At 59.2% G+C, this 21,384-nt stretch carries 19 protein-coding genes; 17 read left to right on the forward strand and 2 right to left on the reverse strand.

Annotation, left to right across the window (positions count from 1 at the left end):
• Positions 1 to 9: 9 nt before the first annotated feature.
• The 8 genes from AGR7B_RS24975 (at position 10) to AGR7B_RS25010 (ending at position 7,909) form a co-directional block, all read left to right on the forward strand.
• Positions 10 to 477: a cupin domain-containing protein gene (locus AGR7B_RS24975; RefSeq protein WP_080858407.1), complete on the forward strand. Its 468-nt coding sequence runs from the start codon at positions 10 to 12 to the stop codon at positions 475 to 477.
• Positions 477 to 881 carry a cupin domain-containing protein gene (locus AGR7B_RS24980; protein WP_080858408.1) on the forward strand — a complete coding sequence of 135 codons (405 nt, stop codon included), beginning with the start codon at positions 477 to 479 and terminating at the stop codon, positions 879 to 881. The genes AGR7B_RS24975 and AGR7B_RS24980 overlap by 1 nt, the downstream gene beginning before the upstream one ends.
• Before the next feature lie 94 nt (positions 882 to 975).
• Positions 976 to 2,052: a sugar ABC transporter substrate-binding protein gene (locus tag AGR7B_RS24985; protein ID WP_080858409.1), complete on the forward strand. Its 1,077-nt coding sequence runs from the start codon at positions 976 to 978 to the stop codon at positions 2,050 to 2,052.
• Between the two features lie 53 nt (positions 2,053 to 2,105).
• Positions 2,106 to 3,641 (forward strand): sugar ABC transporter ATP-binding protein, encoded by a 1,536-nt coding sequence (locus tag AGR7B_RS24990; protein ID WP_080858410.1) that lies wholly within the window; start codon positions 2,106 to 2,108, stop codon positions 3,639 to 3,641.
• The gene (locus AGR7B_RS24995; protein ID WP_080858411.1) at positions 3,634 to 4,608 is read left to right on the forward strand and encodes an ABC transporter permease; all 975 of its coding nucleotides are present in this window, start codon (positions 3,634 to 3,636) and stop codon (positions 4,606 to 4,608) included. Before AGR7B_RS24990 ends, AGR7B_RS24995 begins: the two co-directional genes overlap by 8 nt.
• Positions 4,609 to 4,618: 10 nt before the next feature.
• On the forward strand, positions 4,619 to 5,323 hold the full coding sequence (gene araD / locus AGR7B_RS25000; protein WP_080858412.1) for an L-ribulose-5-phosphate 4-epimerase AraD: 705 nt from the start codon (positions 4,619 to 4,621) through the stop codon (positions 5,321 to 5,323).
• Positions 5,324 to 5,331: 8 nt separating this feature from the next.
• Positions 5,332 to 6,948: a ribulokinase gene (locus AGR7B_RS25005; protein ID WP_080858413.1), complete on the forward strand. Its 1,617-nt coding sequence runs from the start codon at positions 5,332 to 5,334 to the stop codon at positions 6,946 to 6,948.
• 43 nt (positions 6,949 to 6,991) lie between these two features.
• A complete protein-coding gene (locus AGR7B_RS25010; protein WP_080858414.1) occupies positions 6,992 to 7,909 on the forward strand; it encodes a LysR substrate-binding domain-containing protein in 918 nt (305 codons plus the stop codon).
• Between the two features lie 522 nt (positions 7,910 to 8,431).
• Here AGR7B_RS25010 and AGR7B_RS25015 read toward each other — a convergent pair.
• Complete coding sequence (locus AGR7B_RS25015; RefSeq protein WP_080858415.1) at positions 8,432 to 9,532, reverse strand: NAD(P)-dependent alcohol dehydrogenase; 1,101 nt, start codon at positions 9,530 to 9,532, stop codon at positions 8,432 to 8,434.
• 64 nt (positions 9,533 to 9,596) lie between these two features.
• Here AGR7B_RS25015 and AGR7B_RS25020 point away from each other — a divergent pair, with 64 nt between their 5' ends.
• A complete protein-coding gene (locus AGR7B_RS25020; protein WP_162934272.1) occupies positions 9,597 to 10,040 on the forward strand; it encodes a MarR family winged helix-turn-helix transcriptional regulator in 444 nt (147 codons plus the stop codon).
• 48 nt (positions 10,041 to 10,088) lie between these two features.
• Positions 10,089 to 10,847 (forward strand): SDR family NAD(P)-dependent oxidoreductase, encoded by a 759-nt coding sequence (locus AGR7B_RS25025; protein ID WP_080858417.1) that lies wholly within the window; start codon positions 10,089 to 10,091, stop codon positions 10,845 to 10,847.
• Positions 10,848 to 10,935: 88 nt separating this feature from the next.
• On the opposite strand, the gene AGR7B_RS25030 is transcribed toward AGR7B_RS25025, so the two are convergent.
• A complete protein-coding gene (locus AGR7B_RS25030) occupies positions 10,936 to 11,829 on the reverse strand; it encodes an AraC family transcriptional regulator (RefSeq protein WP_162791740.1) in 894 nt (297 codons plus the stop codon).
• Between the two features lie 411 nt (positions 11,830 to 12,240).
• Here AGR7B_RS25030 and AGR7B_RS25035 point away from each other — a divergent pair, with 411 nt between their 5' ends.
• From AGR7B_RS25035 to AGR7B_RS25065, 7 genes are all read left to right on the forward strand, one after another.
• Positions 12,241 to 13,572, forward strand: coding sequence for an MFS transporter (locus AGR7B_RS25035; protein WP_080858419.1), 1,332 nt, complete (start codon positions 12,241 to 12,243; stop codon positions 13,570 to 13,572).
• Between the two features lie 37 nt (positions 13,573 to 13,609).
• The gene (locus AGR7B_RS25040) at positions 13,610 to 15,058 is read left to right on the forward strand and encodes an aldehyde dehydrogenase (protein ID WP_080858420.1); all 1,449 of its coding nucleotides are present in this window, start codon (positions 13,610 to 13,612) and stop codon (positions 15,056 to 15,058) included.
• A 36-nt stretch (positions 15,059 to 15,094) separates the two neighbouring features.
• Positions 15,095 to 16,738 (forward strand): benzoylformate decarboxylase, encoded by a 1,644-nt coding sequence (mdlC, locus tag AGR7B_RS25045; protein WP_080858421.1) that lies wholly within the window; start codon positions 15,095 to 15,097, stop codon positions 16,736 to 16,738.
• Complete coding sequence (locus AGR7B_RS25050) at positions 16,735 to 17,943, forward strand: flavin-dependent oxidoreductase (protein WP_080858422.1); 1,209 nt, start codon at positions 16,735 to 16,737, stop codon at positions 17,941 to 17,943. The genes mdlC and AGR7B_RS25050 overlap by 4 nt, the downstream gene beginning before the upstream one ends.
• Positions 17,944 to 17,946: 3 nt before the next feature.
• On the forward strand, positions 17,947 to 19,029 hold the full coding sequence (locus AGR7B_RS25055; protein WP_080858487.1) for a maleylacetate reductase: 1,083 nt from the start codon (positions 17,947 to 17,949) through the stop codon (positions 19,027 to 19,029).
• Between the two features lie 15 nt (positions 19,030 to 19,044).
• Positions 19,045 to 19,887 carry an intradiol ring-cleavage dioxygenase gene (locus tag AGR7B_RS25060; RefSeq protein ID WP_080858423.1) on the forward strand — a complete coding sequence of 281 codons (843 nt, stop codon included), beginning with the start codon at positions 19,045 to 19,047 and terminating at the stop codon, positions 19,885 to 19,887.
• 89 nt (positions 19,888 to 19,976) lie between these two features.
• Positions 19,977 to 21,338: an MFS transporter gene (locus AGR7B_RS25065; protein ID WP_080858424.1), complete on the forward strand. Its 1,362-nt coding sequence runs from the start codon at positions 19,977 to 19,979 to the stop codon at positions 21,336 to 21,338.
• Positions 21,339 to 21,384 lie beyond the last annotated feature (46 nt).

Genomic DNA, 21,384 nt, shown 5'->3' on the forward strand with positions numbered 1-21,384 from the left:
GGTATCGAAATGTCAAAACTACCAGCCTACTTCGGTAATTTCCCGCGTCCGCCAAGCGAGAAAAAGCCAGCCCATCTGACGCGCGACGCGTACAAAATGTTTATCTATACGGGCACAAAGCCTTATTCGAGCGATCTGAACTACCTGCTTTGCAGCACGGATCAGCAGACGACAGGCATATACCAGCTCGCCCCGGGCAGCAACTTCGATCCGGCCGACATTCATGCCGGGGACGAAGTGTACTACGTGCTGGAAGGCACCGTTCATCTCTTGAACCCGGCCACGGGTCAGACCGAGGAACTCATCGAGGGCGACGCCGTGCTGATCCCCAAGGGCGCTTGGCACCGAGGCTATAACTTCAGCGACAAGCCCGCGGTCATTTTGTTCTGCATCGCGCCGCGCATCTGGGACGAAAGCGGTCCTCCGATTGCCTATGACGGTCCAACCCGCCTCTACAAGCACGAAGGGAGAGCATGATGAGCCTCGATAAACTCGGAGCGTATCCTGTCGACGGTGCTGAGGCCCGCGCCAAGGGCGACCTTATCAAGGTCTCCAAGAATGACCGCCTGAACATCGTTTCGGGTGCCGACCATCCTGTCCTGATCCAGTTTGCGGTCAGCAATGACTGGATGCACCTCGGCGAACTGGTGATCCCTGTCGGTGGTGTCGGTCCGCGCGCGAGCGAACCTGACAGCCACGAAGGTGACGCGGTGTTCTACGTCCTTCAGGGACCTGCGACTTTCTACCTCGCCGATATCGACGAGACGTTCCACATCCGTGACGGGGAGTCGTTCTTCCTGCCGGGCGGCACGACGTACCAGTGCCTGAACTACGGCGCTAACCCGATACGTGCGGTCTTTACGATCGCTCCCGGGCTCTAAGCCCGAATCTTTGACTTCCAATTTGCAGAGTTCCTCCGCGGACGTGTGTCCGCGGACGGGAGACCGTTGTCTTGTCACAACCAGGGAGGATAATGTGACAATATCCAGACGTACGCTAATGCTCGGTGCGGCAATCGCCGTCACCGCAACGCTTTCCTTCAGCTCGGTGTTTGCGCAGCAGGCCGACTACTCGAAGGTCTTTCCCGGCATCTTGATGGACAAGGACATCAAGCCGACTGGGCAGGAAGTGAAGCCCGTCAAGAAGGACAACCGGCCGCTCAAGGTCGGCTTCCTTCCCACGGCGATGGACACCTACTACCAGCGCGTTCTCGCTGGCGTGAAGGAAGAAATCGACAAGCGTGGTGGTGACGCCGCAATCCAGCTTCTTGTCCAGGCTCCGAGCAGCCAATCTGCCACGGACGACCAGATCAGAACAATGGAAGCCTGGATCAATGACGGCGTCGATGCGATCGCCGTCGCCCTGTACAACGAAGGTGCCTTGCTTCCTTCGATCCGCCGCGCCACCGAGGCAGGTATCCCGGTCTTCCTGTTCAACTCTCCGGTCGCCAACAATCCGTACTACGTCAGCGACATTGGTTACGAGCAGTCCGACGGCGGCCGCGCGCAGGCTCAGTGGCTTGTCGACACCTACGGCGACAAGGAAGTGAAGGTCGGCATCCTCGAAGGCCTGCCTGGTCCGCACACCAGCCAGCGCATGAAGGGCTTCAACGAGATCATCGAGAAGCACCAGAACTTCAAAATCGTTGCCAAGCAGCCTGCCGGCTGGGTTCGCGCCCAGGGTCTATCGGTAACTGAAAACATGTTCACGGCTAACCCGGACATCGAAGTCCTGGTCGCGCTCTATGACGAAATGGCCCTCGGCGGTCTCCAGGCTCTCAAGGCCAAGGGGCTGAACGGCAAGGTAGCGATCGTCGGTTACGAGAACATGAAGGAAGCCAACGACGCGATCCTGACGGGCGACTTCTCGGCGACAGTCGATACTGGAGCCAAGGAAGAAGGCCGCAACATCATCCGGGCGGTCGACGAGTTCGTCATGAAGGGCAACCCGTTGCCGAAGAAAATCTTCGTCGCTCCCAAGACCTACGATGCCAAGAACATCAAGACGTTCGACCAGAGCGACTACGTCTACATTCCGCAGCAGAAGATGTGACACGTACGCGGCTCCTCTTCGCGAGGGGCCGCCCATCGCAAAGGGTGACTTAGATGACGAACGCTCCGCTGCTGCAAATGAAGGGGATCACAAAACGCTTCGGGAACATGAAGGCTCTTAGTGGGATCGACCTAGTACTCAATCCAGGCGACGTCCTTGGCTTGGTCGGTGAAAATGGTGCCGGGAAGAGTACGCTGATGAAAATTTTGTCGGGCGCTTATGCACGCGACGAGGGCACGATTTCGATGCGCGGTAGAGTCGTTGATCTCGACAATCCCAAAGACGGCTCCGAGGCTGGGATCGCGATCATTTACCAGGAACTCAGCCTTTTCCCGGACTTCGACGCTGCGGAAAACATCTTCGCGGGCAGGGAGCTCCGCCGTGGAAATTCAAGCGCGTTGCCGCTTGATCACTCGGCTATGCGCGCCGCTGCATCCCGCATTCTCAAAGGCGAACTTGGCGTCGACGTGCCCATTGACCGACCCGTCCGCGAGCTCAGCTTGTCTCATCGGCAGATGATTGAGATCGCCAAGGCGATCAGCACCAATGCCGACATCATCATCATGGATGAACCCACCGAGGCACTTGAAGAGGTCGAACGCAAACAGTTGTTCGCTATCATCAAGAAGCTTCAGCAGGCGGGCAAAGCCATCATCTACGTGTCACACCGCATCCAGGAACTTCTCGGTATCGTCAGCCGCGTGATGGTTCTGCGCGACGGCAACACGGTCGCCGATCTGCCTGTATCCGAGCTCGACGTCGATAAGGTTGTCAGCGCGATGATCGGTGGATCGCTGGCCAAACAGTTTCCTCCCCGCGTCCCGGCAAGGTCCGAGCCCTCGTTGGACGTTCGCGGTTTGACGAAGAAGGGCGTCTTCGAAGACGTCACCTTCTCCGTAGCCAAGGGGGAAATCTTTGGTATCACGGGTCTCGAGGGCTCCGGGAAGAGCGCGGTATTACGTGCCATCTTCGGGCAGCGCTCCTTCGATTCAGGCTCTATCCATATCGACGGCAAGCGGGCGCGGATTTCCGACGCGACAGACGCTATCCGTCAGAACTTCGCGTTCCTGCCCGCGGAGCGCAAAACCGAGGGCATCTTCCCGGAGCACTCCGTGGGCTGGAACCTCTCGATCGCCAATCTTGGCACCCTGGGCAAGGTCACACTCAAGCCGAGCCGCGAGCGCGACATCACCAAGGGCTACATTTCGAAGCTGGGTGTGAAATGTGACGGCCCTTCAGCCGACATCACATCGCTCTCAGGTGGCAACCAGCAGAAGGTGATGCTCGCCCGGTGGCTTCTCACGCAGCCCAAGGTGCTGATGCTTGAGGAGCCCACGCGCGGAGTTGATGTTCGCGCCAAAGCGGAAGTCTACGCGCTTATCCAGGCGGCGGCCAAGGAAGGCTGTGCCGTCATCGTGGTTTCGGCCGACAACGCCGAACTGCTCGGCCTTTGTCACCGCGTCGCGGTCATGTTCGAAGGGCGGATCACCACCGTCGTCGATGCGGCGACGTCAAAAGAAGAAACACTCGCGCTTCATTCGGTCCGGCCGCCTCAAGGCCAGCCTACTCAGGGAGGAATCCATGGCTGATATCGCAGCTACGCGCCCGCGCTCGGGCTTCAAGTTCGCACGCAACAGCGGCAATGCAGGCGTCTATCTCGCCTTCGTCGTTCTTCTGATCGGGCTCGCTTTCGCGGCTCCGCGCTTTTTCACCTTCGGCAATCTCACCGACGTCCTGCGTCAAGCAGTTCCGATCGCGGTCATTGCCTTTGGTGCGACCTTCGTCATCGGCATGCGCGGTATCGATCTGTCGGTCGGCTCGACGCTGGCTCTTAGTGGTCTTGTGACGGCCAACCTGATCGTTCTCGGTTATCCAGTCGCTCTAGCCTGTGCTGGCGGCATCGCGGTCGGTGCGATCATCGGCTTTGTGAATGGCATCCTAATCACGAAGGTCGGCATTACTGACTTCATCGCGACGATGGCGATTATGGTCATCAGCCGTGGCATCGTGATGGTCTATACGCAAGGAATTCCGATTGTCGGGGCATCCGATCCCTCGTTTCGTATGATTGGTCAGAGCTACGTCGGCGGCATTCCCGTTCCGGTGATCCTGACCGCTATTGTCTTCGCGATCGCATTCTACATGCTCTATTACACCCGCTTCGGTCGCTTCGTTCTCTCGATCGGCAGCAACCCTGACGCGGCTCGTCTTGTCGGCATTCCGACCGATAAAGTGAAGATCGGGGTCTACGTTCTGGTAGGCATTTTGTCGGCTTTCGCAGGCGTCCTCCTAACCTCGCGCCTTGAAGCAGCCATGCCAGAAGCAGGGACAGGCTACGAACTGGACGTCATCGCAGCTGTAGTCATCGGCGGTACGGGTCTCTCCGGTGGTAGAGCCACGCTGTTCGGCACGGTCATTGGTGCGGTCCTCATGGCAGTCGTTCGTAACGCCCTCAACCTGCTCAACGTCAACACGTTCTGGCATCAGGTCGTCATCGGCACGATCATCCTGATCGCGGTCGCGGCCGACCGTTTCAACCGTCGCCAGAAGGCTTGAGGAGAGCGCCATGAAATACGCAGAACTCCGCAAAGCAGTCCTCGACGCCAACTTCGAACTCTACAACAGCGGTCTTGTTATCTCGACCTTCGGAAATGTCAGCGCCATCGATCGCGAGCAGGGCGTTGTCGCCATCAAGCCGAGCGGCGTTTCCTACAAGGCCATGACCGCCGCGGACATCGTGGTGACGGATCTCGACGGAGCCATCGTGGACGGCACAATGCGGCCGTCGTCCGATCTCGACACCCATCTGGAACTCTACAAGAGTTTCAAGGCGATCGGCGCAGTCGTTCACACGCACTCTTTTTTCGCGACGGCCTGGGCTCAGTCCGGGCAAGGAATTCCGGCAATGGGAACGACGCACGCTGACTACTTCAACGGCACGATCCCGGTCACGCGCAAGCTGAGTGATGACGAAATCCGCGACGACTACGTCCGCAACACCGGGAAGGTGATCGCCGAAGCTCTTGGCAACAACAGTCCGTTGTCGATCCCGGCCGCCTTGGTGAACGATCACGGCCCCTTCTGCTGGGGCAAGGACGCTGCCGACGCGGTCCACAACGCTGAGATGCTCGAGGCAGTCGCCAAAATCGCGTTCCACTCTCGCCAACTTAACCAGGCTGATCCGGAAATCTCCGCAGCTCTGCTCGATCGCCACTATCAACGCAAGCACGGCCAGTCGGCGACTTACGGCCAGCCTTACGATTCTAAATAGGGATTACCATGTCGATTGTAGTAGGTGTTGACTTTGGAACCCTAAGCGTCCGTGTGACGCTGGCGGATTCTGAGAAGGGTTCCCTTGGGATGGCCATGGCGGAATATCCGCTTGAGCGCCGCCGCTCCGACCCCGATCTCGCAACCCAGTCGCACGCCGACCACATGGAAGCGCTGGTGCTGGCGATGAAGCGGGCCACCGACGAGTGCGGAGTCGATCCCAAGCTGGTACGCTCCATCGCGGTAGACACGACAGGCTCGTCGGTCTTGCCCGTTGACCGGAACATGCAGCCGCTCAGCGACTACTACCTTTGGTGTGACCATCGTGCCAAAGCGGAAGCCGAAGAAATCACGGCCATGGCACACAGCATGCACTTGGAAGCGATCGAATGGTGCGGCGGGACCTATTCGCACGAGTGGGGCTTTGCCAAGCTTCTTCATTGGCTACGGCACAATCCGGATAAACGCGAACGCTTTGGGACTGCCGTCGAGCACTGCGATATGGCTGCGGCCGTTTTGACTGGCGTCACCGACGCATGTCGGATTGTCCGCAGCGTTTGTGCTATGGGTCACAAGTGGATGTGGAACCCAAAGTGGGGCGGGCTTCCGTCCCAGGCATTCCTGTCCCGTGTCGATCCGCTCTTCGACGGCGTGAGGGAAAAGATCGGCGGTAGCTATCAGACCTCCTCTTCGATCGCTGGTGGCCTGAGTACCTATTGGGCGGAGCGCTTGGGCCTGACGGCAGGCATTCCTGTTCCGACAGGTGCCTTCGACGCTCACTGGGACGCGATCGGCGCTGGATGCCGACTTGGTGACGTCGTCAACGTCATCGGCACGTCGACCTGTATCATCGCGGTCAGCGAACGCGTCAAACTCATCCCGGGCGTATGTGGCGTCGTCCCTGGAAGCGCACACCCGGATTTGGTGGGCGTCGAAGCTGGGCTCTCTGCCACTGGCGACCTGTTCGAAGCCGTGGCCCGCCGCGCAGGAACGACTGTCTCGAAGCTCGCCGAGGGCCTTGAGAAAATCGAAGGCGGCAAGACGGGCCTCATGCGCTTTCCGTGGGACAACGGCGACCGCACAGTGCTTGTCCGGTCCGACCTTGGTGGGATGACTTTGGGCTGGCATCTCGGCCACACCGCCCAGGACGAGCTGTACGCCGCGATCGAAGGAACCGCGTTCCATACCCGCATCATCCTCGAGCGGATGGAGCAGCATGGAGTCCCGGTCAACCGAGTGATCAACGGCGGAGGGATTCCGCAGAAGAACGGAATCCTGAACCAAATCTATGCGAATGTCATCGGTAAGCCGATCTTGGTGCCGGATGGCGTCCCCACGGGCCTTGGCTCGGGAATCTTCGCGTCTCTCTCGTCAAAAGACCACACATCGATCGAAAGTGCCCAGGCGGCAATGTGCGTCGGCTTCAAAAAATACGAACCCGATCCCACCACGCGCGAGCGCTACGAGACGCTCTACCAGTTGTTCAAGCAGGTCTACATGGGCTTCGGTACATCCAGCCTTGGCGATTTCTCGCAGGTTCTCGGCGACATCAAGCGTATCGCCGCCGGAGAAATTATCCGGTCGGATTTCGGTCAGCGCACGGCACGCAAGGTGGCTTCGCTATGACAGGTAGTTCGATCAGAATGCACGATGACGGATCGGGGTCACAATGACGACCCTTCCATCAATCCGTGCGATCCAGTCGTTCGTCGCCGCCGGCAGGCGCGGCTCGTTTCTTGAAGCGGCCACCCAGCTGCAGTTGACGCCGTCTGCGATCAGTCACCAGATCAGGTTGATGGAAGAAGACTTGGGTGAAAAACTCTTCCATCGTATCGGAAGAAACGTATTGCTCACCGAAATCGGTGAGCGATATCATCGCGACCTGTCGGAAGCGCTTTCAATGATCGAGCAAGCCACTGACGAGATTTCGCGGCGCAACAGCGTCGACGTCCTCAGCGTCGGCTGTGCGCCAAGCCTAGCATCCCTGTGGCTGATGCCGCGTCTTCAGCAGTTCGAAGAGCTATATCCGTCGATCGAGATACGTCTTCTGTCGTCGTCGGACCCTGCAAAATTGACGGACGGTTCGGTCGATGTGGACATCTGCTACGGCAGCGTGCCGCGTCTGGGATCAATCGCCACCGAGGAGTTCCCGCTGGAGACGATCGTCGTGGCGTGCTCGCCAGACGTAGCCAACGGGGAGAAGCCGATCCGCAGGCCTTCGGACCTTGTCGGTCACACCCTGATCAAATCCGAGCAGACGCTCTACAGCTGGCAGCAGTGGGCAAAGGACCACGGTTTGGCGATCGACTTAAACCGCGGCTCGCGTTTCCGCGACGCCTATATGTCTGTTGCGGCGACCGTGGAGGGACGCGGCGTCTGCCTGGAAAGCTATTGTTTGCTTCAACGTGACGTCGAGAGGGGTAACCTCGTTCTTCCTTTCGGGATGACGGGGCCGAACCTGCGTTGCCACACCCTGACCTATCTCCGATCGAGGCTTCGCTCGGTAAAAGTGAGCGCCTTCAAGCAATGGCTCGAAAACATATGGCTTGAGGACACTGCTTCGGCGGAAATGCGCGCACGGGCTTGATGGCGCGCCTGTCGGTGGAGCTCAGGCGACGCGGGTTATTTGAGACGTAAGCTTCTTAGGTTTGACGCCGGTGCTTCACGGTGTTTTCGGTTTCGCGGCGTTGTTCCGTACGATCAGCTGGTGTGGAAGGATTTCGTTGCGCGGAGCTCTCTGGTTACCCTCCAGCTGTTCGACGACCGACATGTCTGTTGGAACCTCGAGGCCCGCATTGCGCAGTTCGTGGATAACCACCTTCGAGGTCGTCGTAGCAACAGAAGACGCATGTGAAGCCGAACTGATCGAAAAAAGGAGCGGTCCACCATGTCATTCAGCGGCGTATTTTCTATCTCGTTTCCCCGGTCGATAGGGCCGGTGAAGTGATGCAGGGTTAGGCGCTTCCGAGGCGCTCCCGTTGGTCCACGGGCATGACACCTTTTTTGTGAAGTTTTTCACCAATATCCACCACATATAGAAGCCAACTGCATCTGTTACACAGTCGCCTGAAGGAGTGCTAGAGATGTGTCGCCACGCCTCTCTCTACTTTCACTCCTCGGGCATCAGCAGTACCGGCTTGATCGCGCTACCATCGGTCGCGTCGGACCACGCAAGTGCGATGTCAGAAAACTCGTAGGTCTTAATTAGCCGATCGAATGGGAATCGTCCTTGGCGCCAGTATTCGATCAACATGGGAATGAAGGTGTGTGGGTTAGCTGAGCCACCAATTATGCCTTGCAGCTTTCGTCCACCGGCCAGTAGATAACCCGCATCGGCTGCCCAGTAACCGTGCGGGGCGACGGCGATGCCGCAAGTACCTTCGACTGCGAGGCAGGCCACAGCCGACGTGTAAACACTCGGGTGAGCGGCCGTGACGAAAGAGAAATCGAAGCCGTCCGGTAAGATTGCACGCAGTGCGTTATCAACATTTTCGTCCGAAGGCACCGTATCGCTTGCGCCAAGCTCTACGGCCAGCGCCAAGCGTGTCGCATTGACATCCACGGCGACGATCCGTGAAGCACCCGCCAGCTTGGCTGCCATGATCGCAGCCAATCCCACGCCACCCGTACCGTAAACCACCACCGATTGCCCTGGCCGCACTTTGAGTGCCTCGATGATCGAGCCCGCACCGGTGATCATCCCGCAGGCCAAAGGTCCGAGCAGGTGTAGTGGAACATCTTTGGGAACACGCACGGCCGTGCGTGCCGAGGCTATGGCATACGTTCCGAATGAGGACTGTCCGAAGAAGTAGCCCGCAATGGGCTGGCCATTCTGGCTGATTGGGGAACTGCCGTCCAGGCGAGCGCCACCGAAGCCGGCCAACATGGCGTGTCGGCAATAGGTCGGGCGGGCGGACATGCAACTCGAGCACTCGCCACAGGATCCACCCGACAGTACGACATGATCTCCTACGTGCAAGGTTGTTACCCCTACGCCGATGGCTTCCACGATACCAGCCCCTTCGTGTCCGAGCACAATGGGCTTGGGCACTGCCAGTCCGCGCCCCGCGTGACTGTTGATGTCGGTATGGCAAATGCCGGTCGCCACGATGCGCACTAGCACCTCGTGTGCACGCGGGTCTTCAAGCTCAACCTCCTCAAGGTGCGGAACGGGGGTTTCGGCTCGCGATATGGCAGCGGTAATGATCATGTTGACCTCCTCTTTAACTATGTTAATATAGCTATGATTTCATAAATAGGTGCCTGACGTCAACGTGACTGACAAAAGAATAAGCTCACCTGATCCGCTCGTTGAACTCGCCGATGTTACCCTGCGCGTCGCGCGCAAACTGCGAGGCTATCCACTGCAGGATCCGCAGATCGTTCCGCTAAGCCAATTGGAGTGCCTGGTGCTACTACACGTGGAGCGGTATCCGGGAGTTACGCCGGGTGATCTCGGCGAAGAACTAAGATTGCGTTCTAGCAATGCTAGTACCGCACTGCGCGGGCTTGTCGAAAAAGGTCAGCTAGAGCGGCGAGCGGACGAATCGGATGGCCGGATCGCGCGCCTGTTTCTCACACCTCAAGCGCAACACTCCATCAAAACCGTGCGTGATACGTGGCGTGGTTTATTGGCTCAGGCAGGCTTGTCCGGGAGCGATGTTCTAATCACTCTTCGTACCCTGACTGCCCTCGACACTTCTCTCGCCGAGCCGTGACGGCCGTTACGCTCGATTTTGTTTTTCCAACCGTTGTAAGGAGATGTCATGATACAACCTCGTCGCGCGATTGTCGTAGGGGGAGCTGGCGGTATCGGAGGCGCTACGGTTCATGCACTAGATCAGCAGGGCTATCGCACCGTCGTTGCGGATTTCGACTTCGCCCGCGCCCAGAAGGTTCTGGACCAACTTCAGGGAAAGGATCACGAAGCCGTCAGACTGGATGTCACCGAACCGCAAACCATCGTTGCCGCGTTCGACGCCATTGAGGCGAGCGACCCGGCCAGTATCCTCGTGATTGCCTCGGGGGGGCCGACCTCCAGCCTGGAGCACGCCGGCACTATAGCTACAGCAAAGCTGTCGGACTGGGACAAGGCCTTGGCCCTCAATCTCACAGGCGTATTCAACTGCCTTCAGGCATTTGCACGTCTGCGCTTGGCAGCACCGTTGCCGGATGCTCGGGTCGTCATCGTCGGCTCTACGGCCGGCCATTTGGCGGGTAATGGCACAGACGTGGCTTATTCAGTCTCCAAAGCCGGCTTGTTGGGGTTGGCCCGGCAAGCTGCTGTCGATCTCGCGCCAGCAGGTATAACGGTCAACATCGTGTCCCCGGGGCCAGTTGCCACACCGGAACTGTTCCGTAACACGAACGAACAGATACGAACCGGCATCGCTGCACTCTCCGTATTCAAGCGACTGGCCACGCTGGAAGAGGTAGGCGCCGGGATTGTTTACCTGTTGTCGCGGGAAGCGGCGTTTATCACCGGTGCAACGCTTGACATTAACGGCGGCTCCCTCATGAGGTAAAAGCACTTACCATAAAGAACAACTGACCCGTATGAGAGAATTCATAAATGGCGTCGGTTGCGGCGGCCGGGTTGGGCCTGATGCCGTCTTATTCTGCCTGCTTCGCGGCACGCATTCGGCTACGAAATATTGTGGGTTTCTCACCCGCCAACTGCGTGAAGAAGCGTGTAAAATACGACGGCGTTGAAAAGTTTAGCCGGTAGGCGATCTGTGCAATGGGAAGGTCGGTAAATACTATAAGACGCCGCGCTTCAAGCAGCAATCGGTCATGAATGATCTCGCCCGCGCTCCGGCCCGTCGCCGCCTTGACGCATCTAGTCAAATAGGTCGAAGTGACCGAAAGCTCCGCTGCGTAGTCACCGACCGACCGGTTTTTCAGATGATCGCGGTCAACGAGCGCCTCAAAACGAGTGACCAGTTTTAAGCGAGGGATTCGCGCCAAGGTCTCATGTGACCGAACCGTTCGCAAAATACGATGTATGCGCACCAAAATAATTCGGAATAATCCTTCGAGGATTGCACTCCTCTCTTCCCCCCAAAACCCATGCTCAACCTCGACGTCCTCGAACAACGCTCGTATCGGCAAAAGATCGTGTTCCAGATCTTCGCCGGATAGGGTGATCGGGCGTGAGATCCACGAAGCGATCCACGGCATTGTCGCTGCAAGCCTGACCAAATCGAGACTGGGCACGGTAATAACCCAGCCGCGAATATCCTCGGGATAGTTGAAGCCATGACTTAGCAGCGGGGGCATCCAGACCAACGCCGGCGGTTGAATGCGAGTTTCCTCAAAGTCGATTTGGCCCGCAACTGGCCTGTTCCAGAAAAGAAAGATCTGCGTCAATCCCTCGTGATAATGGGGCTCGACGCGCCAGCCGTGGATATGCCTACGTTCCGAGATGCGTTCGCAATTAAGAAAGCCGACATGTTGCGAGGCATCCCCGAGGACGAAGCGATCACGGTCGAGTAAGGGTTCGGGCATGTCAAATCCCTGTTTGAAAAAGTGACATTTATTGTCACCTATGTGCATTGAGGTTTGCAAGCTGAAAAGGCACTTTCCAAAAGTCAAAAAAGTGCAGTTGCGGCAGGAGACGCTCACTTTTGCCAATGACCGCGGAGGAGAAGCACATGAACGCGAGAATCCGGACATCCCGCAGATCGACTTTGAGTTTTGCCTTTGGGCAACGCAAGCGCTCATAGATGTTACCGAGGCTGCGCAACGGGCGTTGCAACCGCAACTAACCCTTCGGACCGTACCGGACGCGCCCGGATCGGAAAGCCTGATCAGCCGTCATAGTGCAATAACTCAGCCCGCGGTCCTGCCGCCGGGTGCGGATAGTCTCGCGCATGACCCGCGCCAGGGCTTCCGTTTCATTGCAATCGGGAGGAGCCGATGTCTACAGACAAGACCTTTTCTTACAGCAAGGGTGTAGCGAAGCTAAGCCAGGAGGGTTCCTCTGCACGCCGCCGTATTCTCGTCGCCGGGACCATCGGCACCACCATCGAATGGTATGATTTCTTTCTCTACGGACTGATTGCGCCAATCGTTTTCGACAGGCTGTTCTTTCCGAAGTTCGACCAGCTGACCTCGACCATGGCTGTTTTTGCCACGTTCGCGGTCGGTTTTCTGGCTCGCCCTCTGGGCGGGTTGGTGTTTGGCCATTTCGGAGATCGCGCCGGTCGAAAATCCGTGCTGCTCGTGACGTTGTTGATCATGGGCCTATCGACAATGTTCATCGGTCTTTTGCCCACCTATTCCCAGGTAGGTGTTTTAGCGACCGCGGCATTGGTGCTTCTGCGGTTTCTGCAGGGATTTGCCCTAGGCGGTGAGTCTACCGCGGCTAGTCTGATGGCCATTGAAACCGCCCCCAGCGATCGTCGAGGCTTCGCGGCCGCGATAATTCAGGCGGCGGGGCCGCTTGGCGTCGTTCTTGCTTCGCTGGCAGCGATGGCGATTGCCAGTCTGTCCGAACCAGATCTTCTTTCCTGGGGCTGGAGAATACCCTTCCTGATCAGCGGCATTCTAGTCGGTATTGGCATTTATATTCGTATTCGGATCGAGGAAAGTTCCGCATTTCGCCAGGCGACGACTCGGACGGTGCAGCCTCCGAAAGTACCAGCGCTCGAAGCTATCAGGTCCTATCCGCGGCCAATTCTCGCTGTACTTGTCGCAGAGGCGGCGCAAACCTCCTTCTTTTATCTGACGGCTATATTTACCCTTTCTTTCGCAACCCGCCAGTTGGGTGTCAGCAAAGAGGTGATGACGCAAGCGGTGCTATTGGCCAATATCGTCGCGCTGATCGCCATGCCAGCCATCGGCAGTTGGTCGGACAGGACGGGACGCAAGCGTCTCTTTCTCGCGGGCCTGGCATTGGCGTCGCTTTCCATGCTGGTTTTCTACGGCTTGCTCGCCACGCAGAATGCGGTCCTTGTCATGGGCGCGGTGATCATCGCCGCAGGCATCATTCATCCTCTGATGTTCAGCACCGAAGGCAGCTACTTCCCGGAACTGTTTCCGACGCACGTCCGCTTCAGCGGTGTGTCGATCGGCAAGCAGATGGGGACCGTCCTAGGCGGCGGCCTCGCTCCCCTGATCGCAACCGCACTTTACGCGGCCACAGGCAGTACATGGTCGATTGTCATCTACTATCTCGTTCTCGCCGCCGCCGCTGCAATTGCTTTGCGTTTCGTCCACGAAACTAAAGACGAACCGCTATCTCATTGAATATGAAAGAGTTATTACATAAAAATGGGAGGAAACCATGAATGTCAATCTTCTGATCGGTGACCAGGATCTGCTTTCAAGCAATGGCAGGACGTTTGACCGCACCAACCCCTTGTCGAGGGAGGTTGCTACGACGGCGCCCGCGGCAACGGTGGAGGACGCGGACGCGGCGGTGTCCGCGGCAGCGGCAGCCTTCCCCGCATGGTCGGCACTTGGCCCGAATGACCGCCGGATGCTGCTTCTGAAGGCGGCCGAGGTCTTCGAAGGGATGCGCGACGAATTCGTGCGCACCATGATTGCCGAAATCGGCACGACGGAGATGTGGGCTTCATTCAATGTCAAGCTCGCGAGCGGCATGCTGCGCGAGGCCGCATCATTGACAACACAGATTAAAGGAGAAGTAATCCCGTCGGACAAGCCCGGCTGTATAGCCACGGCGGTTCGGCAGGCGGCGGGCATTTGCCTCGGCATCGCACCATGGAACGCCCCGATCATCCTTGGTGTTCGCGCGGTGGCGACACCTCTGGCCTGCGGAAACACAGTGATCCTCAAGGCTTCGGAAATCTGCCCTGGCACTCACCGTTTGATCGGCGAGGTGTTCCGCGAAGCGGGCTTCCCCGCAGGCGTCGTCAACGTCATCACCAACGCCCCGGAGGATGCGCCGGCCATTGTCGAAAGGCTGATCGCAAATCCGTCCGTCAAACGCATCAATTTCACCGGTTCCACCCGCGTCGGCCGGATTATCGGAGAGCTTGCCGGCCGCCACCTCAAGCCGGTGGTGCTGGAACTGGGCGGTAAGGCGCCACTGATCGTGCTTGATGATGCCGATCTAGATGCTGCCGTTGCAGCCGTCGCATTCGGTGCCTTCATCAATCAGGGACAGGTCTGCATGTCGACGGAGCGGGTCATCGTTGATGCGACGGTTGCCGATCGCTTCGTCGAAAAACTCGCCGCCAAGGCGGCGGGCTTGCCTGCCGGAGACCCGCGCTCCGGCCCGGTGGTAATCGGATCGCTCGTCGATGAAGTTCCGGCAAAACGGGTCGGCGATCTAATACATGACGCAATTAGCAAAGGTGCCGAGCGTGTTGTCGGAGGCGAACGCGCGGGTACTGTAGTTCCTGCGACTGTTCTGGACCATGTGACGGATGCGATGCGGATTTATAGTGAGGAGAGCTTTGGTCCGGTCGTGTCGGTGATCCGCGCCGAAGGTATTGACGATGCAATTCGCCTCGCTAATGACAGCGAATACGGTCTCTCCGCCGCGGTGTTCGGCCGGGACGTCGCTCGTGCCCTCACCGTCGCCAGACGCATCGAATCCGGCATCTGCCATGTGAACGGCGCGACCGTACATGACGAAGCGCAGATGCCGTTCGGCGGCGTGAAGGGATCGGGCTTCGGGCGCTTCGGCGGCCAGGCAGGGATTGCCGAGTTTACCGAGTTGCGCTGGATCACGATCGAGACCGAGCCGCAACATTACCCCTTCTGACAATATTCAGCGCAGGTCACGAAGAGATTTAAAAATATGGACACGCACAATCTCACTGTCCGGGAGGCAACGCTTGACGTGTTGCGCTCCTTCGGGGTCGACCGGATTTTTGGTAATCCAGGCTCGACCGAACTTGCATTTTTGCACGATTGGCCCACGGACATCGATTACGTCCTGGGCCTTCAGGAGGCTTGCGTCGTCGGTATGGCGGACGGCTATGCCCAGGCAACCGGACGGCCAGCCTTTGTCAACCTCCACTCGGCGGCGGGCCTCGGCCACGCTCTCGGCAATCTGTTCACGGCGTTTCGCAACAAGACGCCGCTCGTCGTGACTGCTGGTCAGCAGGCCCGCAGCATCCTGCCGCTCAGGCCCTATCTGTTTGCCGAGGACGCCGCCCAGTTTCCGAAGCCGTATGTGAAGTGGAGTATAGAGCCGGCCAGGGCGGATGATGTTCCCGCCGCGATCGCGAAGGCGTTCCGGATTTCCATGCAACATCCCCGGGGGCCGACATTTGTCTCGGTTCCGTCTGATGACTGGGCTCGCACAGCCCCCGTCGTTCCCATGCGCTCCATCGCCACCGAATTTGGGCCCGACACCGCGGCGATCAAGCGTCTTGCCGAGGTGATCGCGAAGGCGAAGAGACCCGTCTTTGTCGTTGGACCGGATGTCGACCGTAATAGTGCCGTCGGTCTGATGGTCGCGATAGCTGAGCGCGCCAAGGCCGCTGTCTGGGCAAGCCCGATGTCGAGCCGAGCGAGCTTTCCCGAGCGCCATCCGCTTTTCGCGGGATTTCTGCATGCCGCGCCCGGCGCGCTCGCCGAAGCCTTGCGGGACGCGGATCTCATCGCCGTTTTTGGCGCTCCGGTTTTCACGTTTCACGTGGAAGGATATTGCGATCTCTTTGCTAATGGGACGCCTATCTGGCAGATCACGGACGACCCGTCCGAGGCTGCGACGTCGCCGGTCGGAGAAAGCCTGATTGGCACGATGCCGAAATCCCTCGCGGCGCTCCTGGCGGCATTGCCTGAGACGGCGGAAAGGCAGCTCCCCGCTCGCCGGCAAATTCCGCCGGCACCACCATCGGCAACGCCAATTCCGCCTGGGTTTGCCCTCAGCCGACTTTGTCAGCTTCTGCCGCCAGATGCTATTGTGGTAGAGGAAGCGCCATCACATCGGCCAGCAATTCAGGCCTATTTTCCCATGCGGGGAGCCGACAGTTTTTACACAATGGCAAGCGGCGGACTGGGATACAGCCTTCCGGCCTCGGTGGGTGTTGCTCTCGCACGCCCCGGGAGGCGCATCGTGTGTCTGATCGGTGACGGGTCGGCCATGTATTCGATCCAGGGAATATGGACGGCTGCGCAGCGCAGGCTGCCGATCACTTTCGTGGTCATGAATAATTCCGGTTATGGCGCCATGCGATTTTTCAGCCGGATCATGCAGGCCGAACGACCACCCGGCATTGATCTGCCCGGGCTTGACTTCGTTTCGCTCGCCTGCGGGTTCGGATGCTCGGCGCAGCGCGTGACGGCACCTGAGCATCTGGATCACGCATTCACTCAGGCTTTCACCCATAACGGACCTTCCCTCATCGACATCGCGGTCGATGAAGCTGTCTCGATCCTTTTCGAAGAACGTAAACAGGAAGAGACCACACCTTCCAAGGAGACAACCAAATGAAGATTGTAATTGCCGGTGCCGGTATCGGTGGCCTTGCTGCCGCACTTTGCCTTCATGAAAAAGGCTTTGAGGTTCAGCTGTTTGAAGCGGTAGATGCACTACAGCCACTCGGCGTCGGGATCAATGTCATGCCGCACGCCTCAGACGTGCTGTTCGGATTGGAGCTTGGCAACGCGCTCGATGACATTGCAATCCGCACCCGGGCGATCGAGTACCGCACCCGTTTTGGCCATCTCATCCAGTCCGACCCGCGGTGTGTCGAGGCCGGGTTTGAGTATCCGCAGTACTCGGTGCATCGTGGCGAGCTGCAGTTCCTTCTGCTGGATACGGTCCGCGACCGTCTCGGCCAGAACGCAGTCATCACCGGTAAAGCCGTTTCCGGCTTCGAACAGGATAATCGGGGTGTTCGCGTCAGCTTTCATGACGGGTCGTTCTATGAAGGAGACCTCCTGGTGGGCGCGGACGGCTTCAGGTCGAGGGTGCGCCAACAGCTTCATCCAGATGAGGGACCAGCCCGTTATGAAGGAACGATGATGTGGCGAGGGGCCAATCTGCAGGCACCATTCGCCGATGGCCGGACCATGTTCATCGCCGGCGACCACGATGTGAAATTCGTTTGTTATCCGATCAGCGGTCGCGCGGCCCGCGACGGCAAAGCACTAATCAACTGGGTGGCTGAGGTTCGTCACGACAATCCACGTGCGGCCGAGGAAGCAGACTGGACGCGGGAGGCTGATCGCGATTTTATCTCCGAATATCTTGGCTTCCATATGCCCGATCTCGATATTACGACGCTTCTCACAAACACTCAGAAAATCACGCAATACCCGATGATCGACCGTGATCCGCTGCCATGGTGGACCCTCGGTCGCGTAACACTCCTTGGAGACGCTGCACATCCGATGTATCCGATGGGAGCCAACGGGGCGTCGCAGGCAATCCTTGACGGCCGGGCGCTCGCGGATGCACTGGCTGCACAGCCGGGACCGGCGGGGCTTGCTGCCTATGAGGCGATACGTCGCCCGATCACCACCAACGTCGTAATAAACAATCGCAAGTCCGGCCCCGAGCGGGTGTTGGACATTGCAGCGTCACGGGTTAAAGGCCCGGACGACCGGATCGAGGACCTCATCTCTGCCGCCGAGCTCGAAGAGGTCGCGGCGAACTACCGCCAGGTTGCTGGCTTCCTGAAGAAAGCGGTATGATTGATGAAGACCTTTTATGCCGGTTTTGAAGCGGGACATCCTCCAGTGAAGGTGGGCCTCGGCGTCGGTATTCGGCACGAGGTTAGCGCTGAATTAAAGACGCTCGGGCTGCGGAAGGCGCTTGTACTGACGACGCCGCAACAGGCCCCCCAGGGTGAAGCCCTGCTATCGGCTCTGGGGCCTCTAGGTCATGGTCTTTTCAGCGACGCTGCCATGCACACACCGCTCGACATCACGATGGCAGCAATTGATGCCGCGGCTGGCGCCGATTGCCTTGTGGCGATCGGCGGCGGATCGACGATTGGTCTGGGCAAGGCTATTGCTCTACGCAAGGGTCTGCCGCAGATCGTCCTGCCGACGACCTATGCGGGATCGGAGGCGACGCCGGTCCTCGGCCAGACCGAAAACGGCGTGAAGGAAACGCTCCGTTCCCCGAAGGTCCAACCGGAAGTGATCCTCTATGATCCCGAACTCGTGGCAACGCTTCCGGTCACCATGACGGTGACCAGCGGGCTCAACGCGATCGCACACGCCATCGAAGCGCTCTACGCGCGGGACAGCAACCCGCTCTCCGACCAGCTTGCGCTTGGCGGCATCCGCGCCTTCGTCAGCGGCCTGCCGGGCGTGGTGGCGGCGCCGGGCGATCTCGCCGCCCGCGAGGAAACGCTTTTCGGCTCGTGGCTTTGCGGGACGGTTCTCGCCCAGGTCGGCATGGCGCTGCATCACAAGCTCTGTCACACACTGGGCGGACGCTTCAATCTGCCGCATGCCGAAACGCACGCGATCCTGCTGCCCCACACAGCGGGCTACAATGAGGTGGCGGTGTCGGCTGCGCTGGCTCCGGTCGCAGAGCTCCTCGGCGGGCCGGTCGGCGGAGGGCTTTATGACTTCGCCGCCTCCCTCGGTGCACCGCAGGCGCTCAGGGCGCTCGGCGTAGTGGAGACGGACCTCGACGAGGCCGCTGAGCTCGCGGTCAGGAACCCCTACTGGAACCCCAGGCCCATTGAGAAGGCTGGAATCCGGGCGCTACTGCAAGGCGCATGGGAAGGAAGCCGTCCCCGATCGCTGAGCTGCTTCGGACGATGATTACGGAGGAATGAAATGTCATCCTATTTTACCGAGGACGGCTCGGTCGAGGCCGTAAACGCCCGCATGGGGCCGGGCACGAACCCGCGCCTTGCCGAAGTGATGGCGTGTCTCGTCAAACATCTGCATGCCTTTGCGAAGGAAATTCAGCTGACCCAGGAGGAATGGGAAAGCGGCATCGATTTCCTGACGAAGACCGGGCAGATCTGCAGCGACGAGCGGCAGGAGTTCATCCTGCTGTCCGACACGCTCGGCTTTTCCATGCTGGTCGACGCCATCAACAATCGCCGGCCGGCTGGGGCAACGGAAAATACGGTGTTTGGACCGTTCCATGTTGTCGGCGCGCCGGTCAGGTCCATGGAGGAATGCATCTCGCTCGATGGCAAGGGCGAAAGCTGTCTTTTCGAAGGAAAGGTTCTGGACCTCGAGGGTCAGCCGATCGAAGGCGCGCGGATCGATGTCTGGTCCGACAACGCCGAGGGCTTCTACGATGTCCAGCAGCCGGGCATCCAGCCGAAGTGGAACAATCGCGGCATCTTCGTCACCGGCCCGGACGGCCGATACAGTTTTGTGGGGATCAGGCCGGTTTCCTACCCCATTCCCGATGACGGTCCGGTCGGCCGGATGCTCGGTCATCTCGGGCGCCATCCTTATCGTCCGGCCCATATGCACTACATGGTCACGGCGGATGGATATCAGAAGCTTGTCACGCACACCTTCGTTGGGGAGGACCCGTATCTCGAATCCGACACTGTCTTCGGGGTGAAGAATACCCTTATCGCACCTTATGAACGCCTGAGCGGAGCGAAGACGCTCTGGCGATCGCCATTCGATTTCGTTCTTGCGCCGTCCGGCTGACGACCGTCGGCAATTTACATCGGCAAATCGAGGCCGCTCCGGAACTGAAGGTCCGGACACCCATCATTCATAGCCTGGGAGGAGAAAACATGGCTGAGAATGCGCAGATGATCAACGTTGATCGGCTGATCGACGAGGGGCGATGGACGTCCTTCCAGACGCTTACGGTCGGACTGTGCGCCGCCGTCGTCGTCCTTGACGGTTTCGACACGCAAGCAATCGCTTATGTCGCACCAGTTCTTGCAAAAAGCTGGGGCCTGACGCCTACGGCCTTCGGTCCAGTCTTCGCCGCCGGCCTGGTCGGGATGATGGTCGGAGCGCTGTCGCTTGGTCCAGTTGCAGACCGCAAGGGACGTAAGCTCGCTATCGTCATTTCGGTGGCGCTGATGGGATTGTTCTCGCTGGCGACGATATTTGCCACCTCGGTCGAAACGCTGCTGGTGTTTCGTTTCTTAACGGGTCTGGGTCTCGGCGGGGCAATGCCTAACGTCCTTGCGCTGAGCGCTGAATATATGCCGACCCGGTGGCGCTCGACCGCCGTCGGCGTGATGTTCTGTGGTTTCCCTTTCGGAGCCGTTCTTGGGGGGCTTCTTGCGGCGCAGATCATTCCGGCGTTCGGATGGGAAAGCGTTTTCCTGGTGGGGGGCATCGCGCCTCTTCTCCTGCTGTTCGTGCTGGTGCCACTGCTGCCGGAATCGGTCCGCTTCCTCGTGGGCCGGCGCGCCACCGACCGGACTGTCGCAAAACTTGTCGCGAGGGCCGTTCCCGAGGCCAACCTGCCGACGGACACTCGTTTTGAGACGGCGAAGGTCGAGGGCGGCAACCGGGCAGCCGCGCGGGCCGAACTGTTTGGTTCCGACCGAATTGCCAGAACGCTGCTGCTCTGGGCAGCTTTCTTCATGAACCTGCTGATGTATTACTTCCTCATCAATTGGCTACCGCTGACATTGCAGAGCGCCGGCATAGACCTGTCGAAGGCTATCCTCTTCACGGCGCTTCTTAATTTCGGTGGGATTGTCGGCACGATTGTGCTGGCGCGCATCATCGACCGCATCGGTTCGTTCCGCATTCTCTGGCTTGTGCTGCTAGCGGCCGCAGTGGCCATCGCGACCGTCGGGTATGTCAGCTCGCAGGGCGGCCTGCTGCTCGGTGTAGCGATTTTCGTTGCTGGTTTCTGTGTCAACGGTGCCCAGAACAACATGAATGCGTTGGCCGCAGGACTTTACAGCACGCCCTCCCGAGCAACGGGGCTTGGTTTCGCCCTCGCGATCGGCCGCATCGGCTCAATTCTCGGCCCGGTGGTTGGCGGCATGCTGCTCGCCGCGCAAATGCCTCTTCAGACGCTATTCACGGTCGGCGCATTGCCTGCCATCGTTGCCGCCGTCGCCATATGGGGGCTGACCCGGAAAGACCAGCCTGGGGGCTCGGTTCGTTCCGAACTAGCACACTGACTTTTCTCAACGGCCCACCCGGAGGAGCGATGCTCGGGTGGGCAAC

The organism is Agrobacterium deltaense RV3 (assembly GCF_900013505.1).
GTDB lineage: Bacteria > Pseudomonadota > Alphaproteobacteria > Rhizobiales > Rhizobiaceae > Agrobacterium > Agrobacterium leguminum.

Bases quoted from the DNA above. Each gene is read 5' to 3' on its own strand.
- araD (WP_080858412.1), top strand. From the start codon at position 4,619: ATGAAATACGCAGAACTCCGCAAAGCAGTCCTCGACGCCAACTTCGAA.
- AGR7B_RS25030 (WP_162791740.1), bottom strand. From the start codon at position 11,829: ATGCCCGAACCCTTACTCGACCGTGATCGCTTCGTCCTCGGGGATGCC.
- AGR7B_RS25025 (WP_080858417.1), top strand. From the start codon at position 10,089: ATGATACAACCTCGTCGCGCGATTGTCGTAGGGGGAGCTGGCGGTATC.
- AGR7B_RS25015 (WP_080858415.1), bottom strand. From the start codon at position 9,532: ATGATCATTACCGCTGCCATATCGCGAGCCGAAACCCCCGTTCCGCAC.
- AGR7B_RS25035 (WP_080858419.1), top strand. From the start codon at position 12,241: ATGTCTACAGACAAGACCTTTTCTTACAGCAAGGGTGTAGCGAAGCTA.
- AGR7B_RS25050 (WP_080858422.1), top strand. From the start codon at position 16,735: ATGAAGATTGTAATTGCCGGTGCCGGTATCGGTGGCCTTGCTGCCGCA.
- AGR7B_RS25060 (WP_080858423.1), top strand. From the start codon at position 19,045: ATGTCATCCTATTTTACCGAGGACGGCTCGGTCGAGGCCGTAAACGCC.
- AGR7B_RS24975 (WP_080858407.1), top strand. From the start codon at position 10: ATGTCAAAACTACCAGCCTACTTCGGTAATTTCCCGCGTCCGCCAAGC.
- AGR7B_RS24990 (WP_080858410.1), top strand. From the start codon at position 2,106: ATGACGAACGCTCCGCTGCTGCAAATGAAGGGGATCACAAAACGCTTC.
- mdlC (WP_080858421.1), top strand. From the start codon at position 15,095: ATGGACACGCACAATCTCACTGTCCGGGAGGCAACGCTTGACGTGTTG.
- AGR7B_RS24995 (WP_080858411.1), top strand. From the start codon at position 3,634: ATGGCTGATATCGCAGCTACGCGCCCGCGCTCGGGCTTCAAGTTCGCA.
- AGR7B_RS24980 (WP_080858408.1), top strand. From the start codon at position 477: ATGAGCCTCGATAAACTCGGAGCGTATCCTGTCGACGGTGCTGAGGCC.
- AGR7B_RS25010 (WP_080858414.1), top strand. From the start codon at position 6,992: ATGACGACCCTTCCATCAATCCGTGCGATCCAGTCGTTCGTCGCCGCC.
- AGR7B_RS25040 (WP_080858420.1), top strand. From the start codon at position 13,610: ATGAATGTCAATCTTCTGATCGGTGACCAGGATCTGCTTTCAAGCAAT.
- AGR7B_RS25005 (WP_080858413.1), top strand. From the start codon at position 5,332: ATGTCGATTGTAGTAGGTGTTGACTTTGGAACCCTAAGCGTCCGTGTG.
- AGR7B_RS25055 (WP_080858487.1), top strand. From the start codon at position 17,947: ATGAAGACCTTTTATGCCGGTTTTGAAGCGGGACATCCTCCAGTGAAG.
- AGR7B_RS25065 (WP_080858424.1), top strand. From the start codon at position 19,977: ATGGCTGAGAATGCGCAGATGATCAACGTTGATCGGCTGATCGACGAG.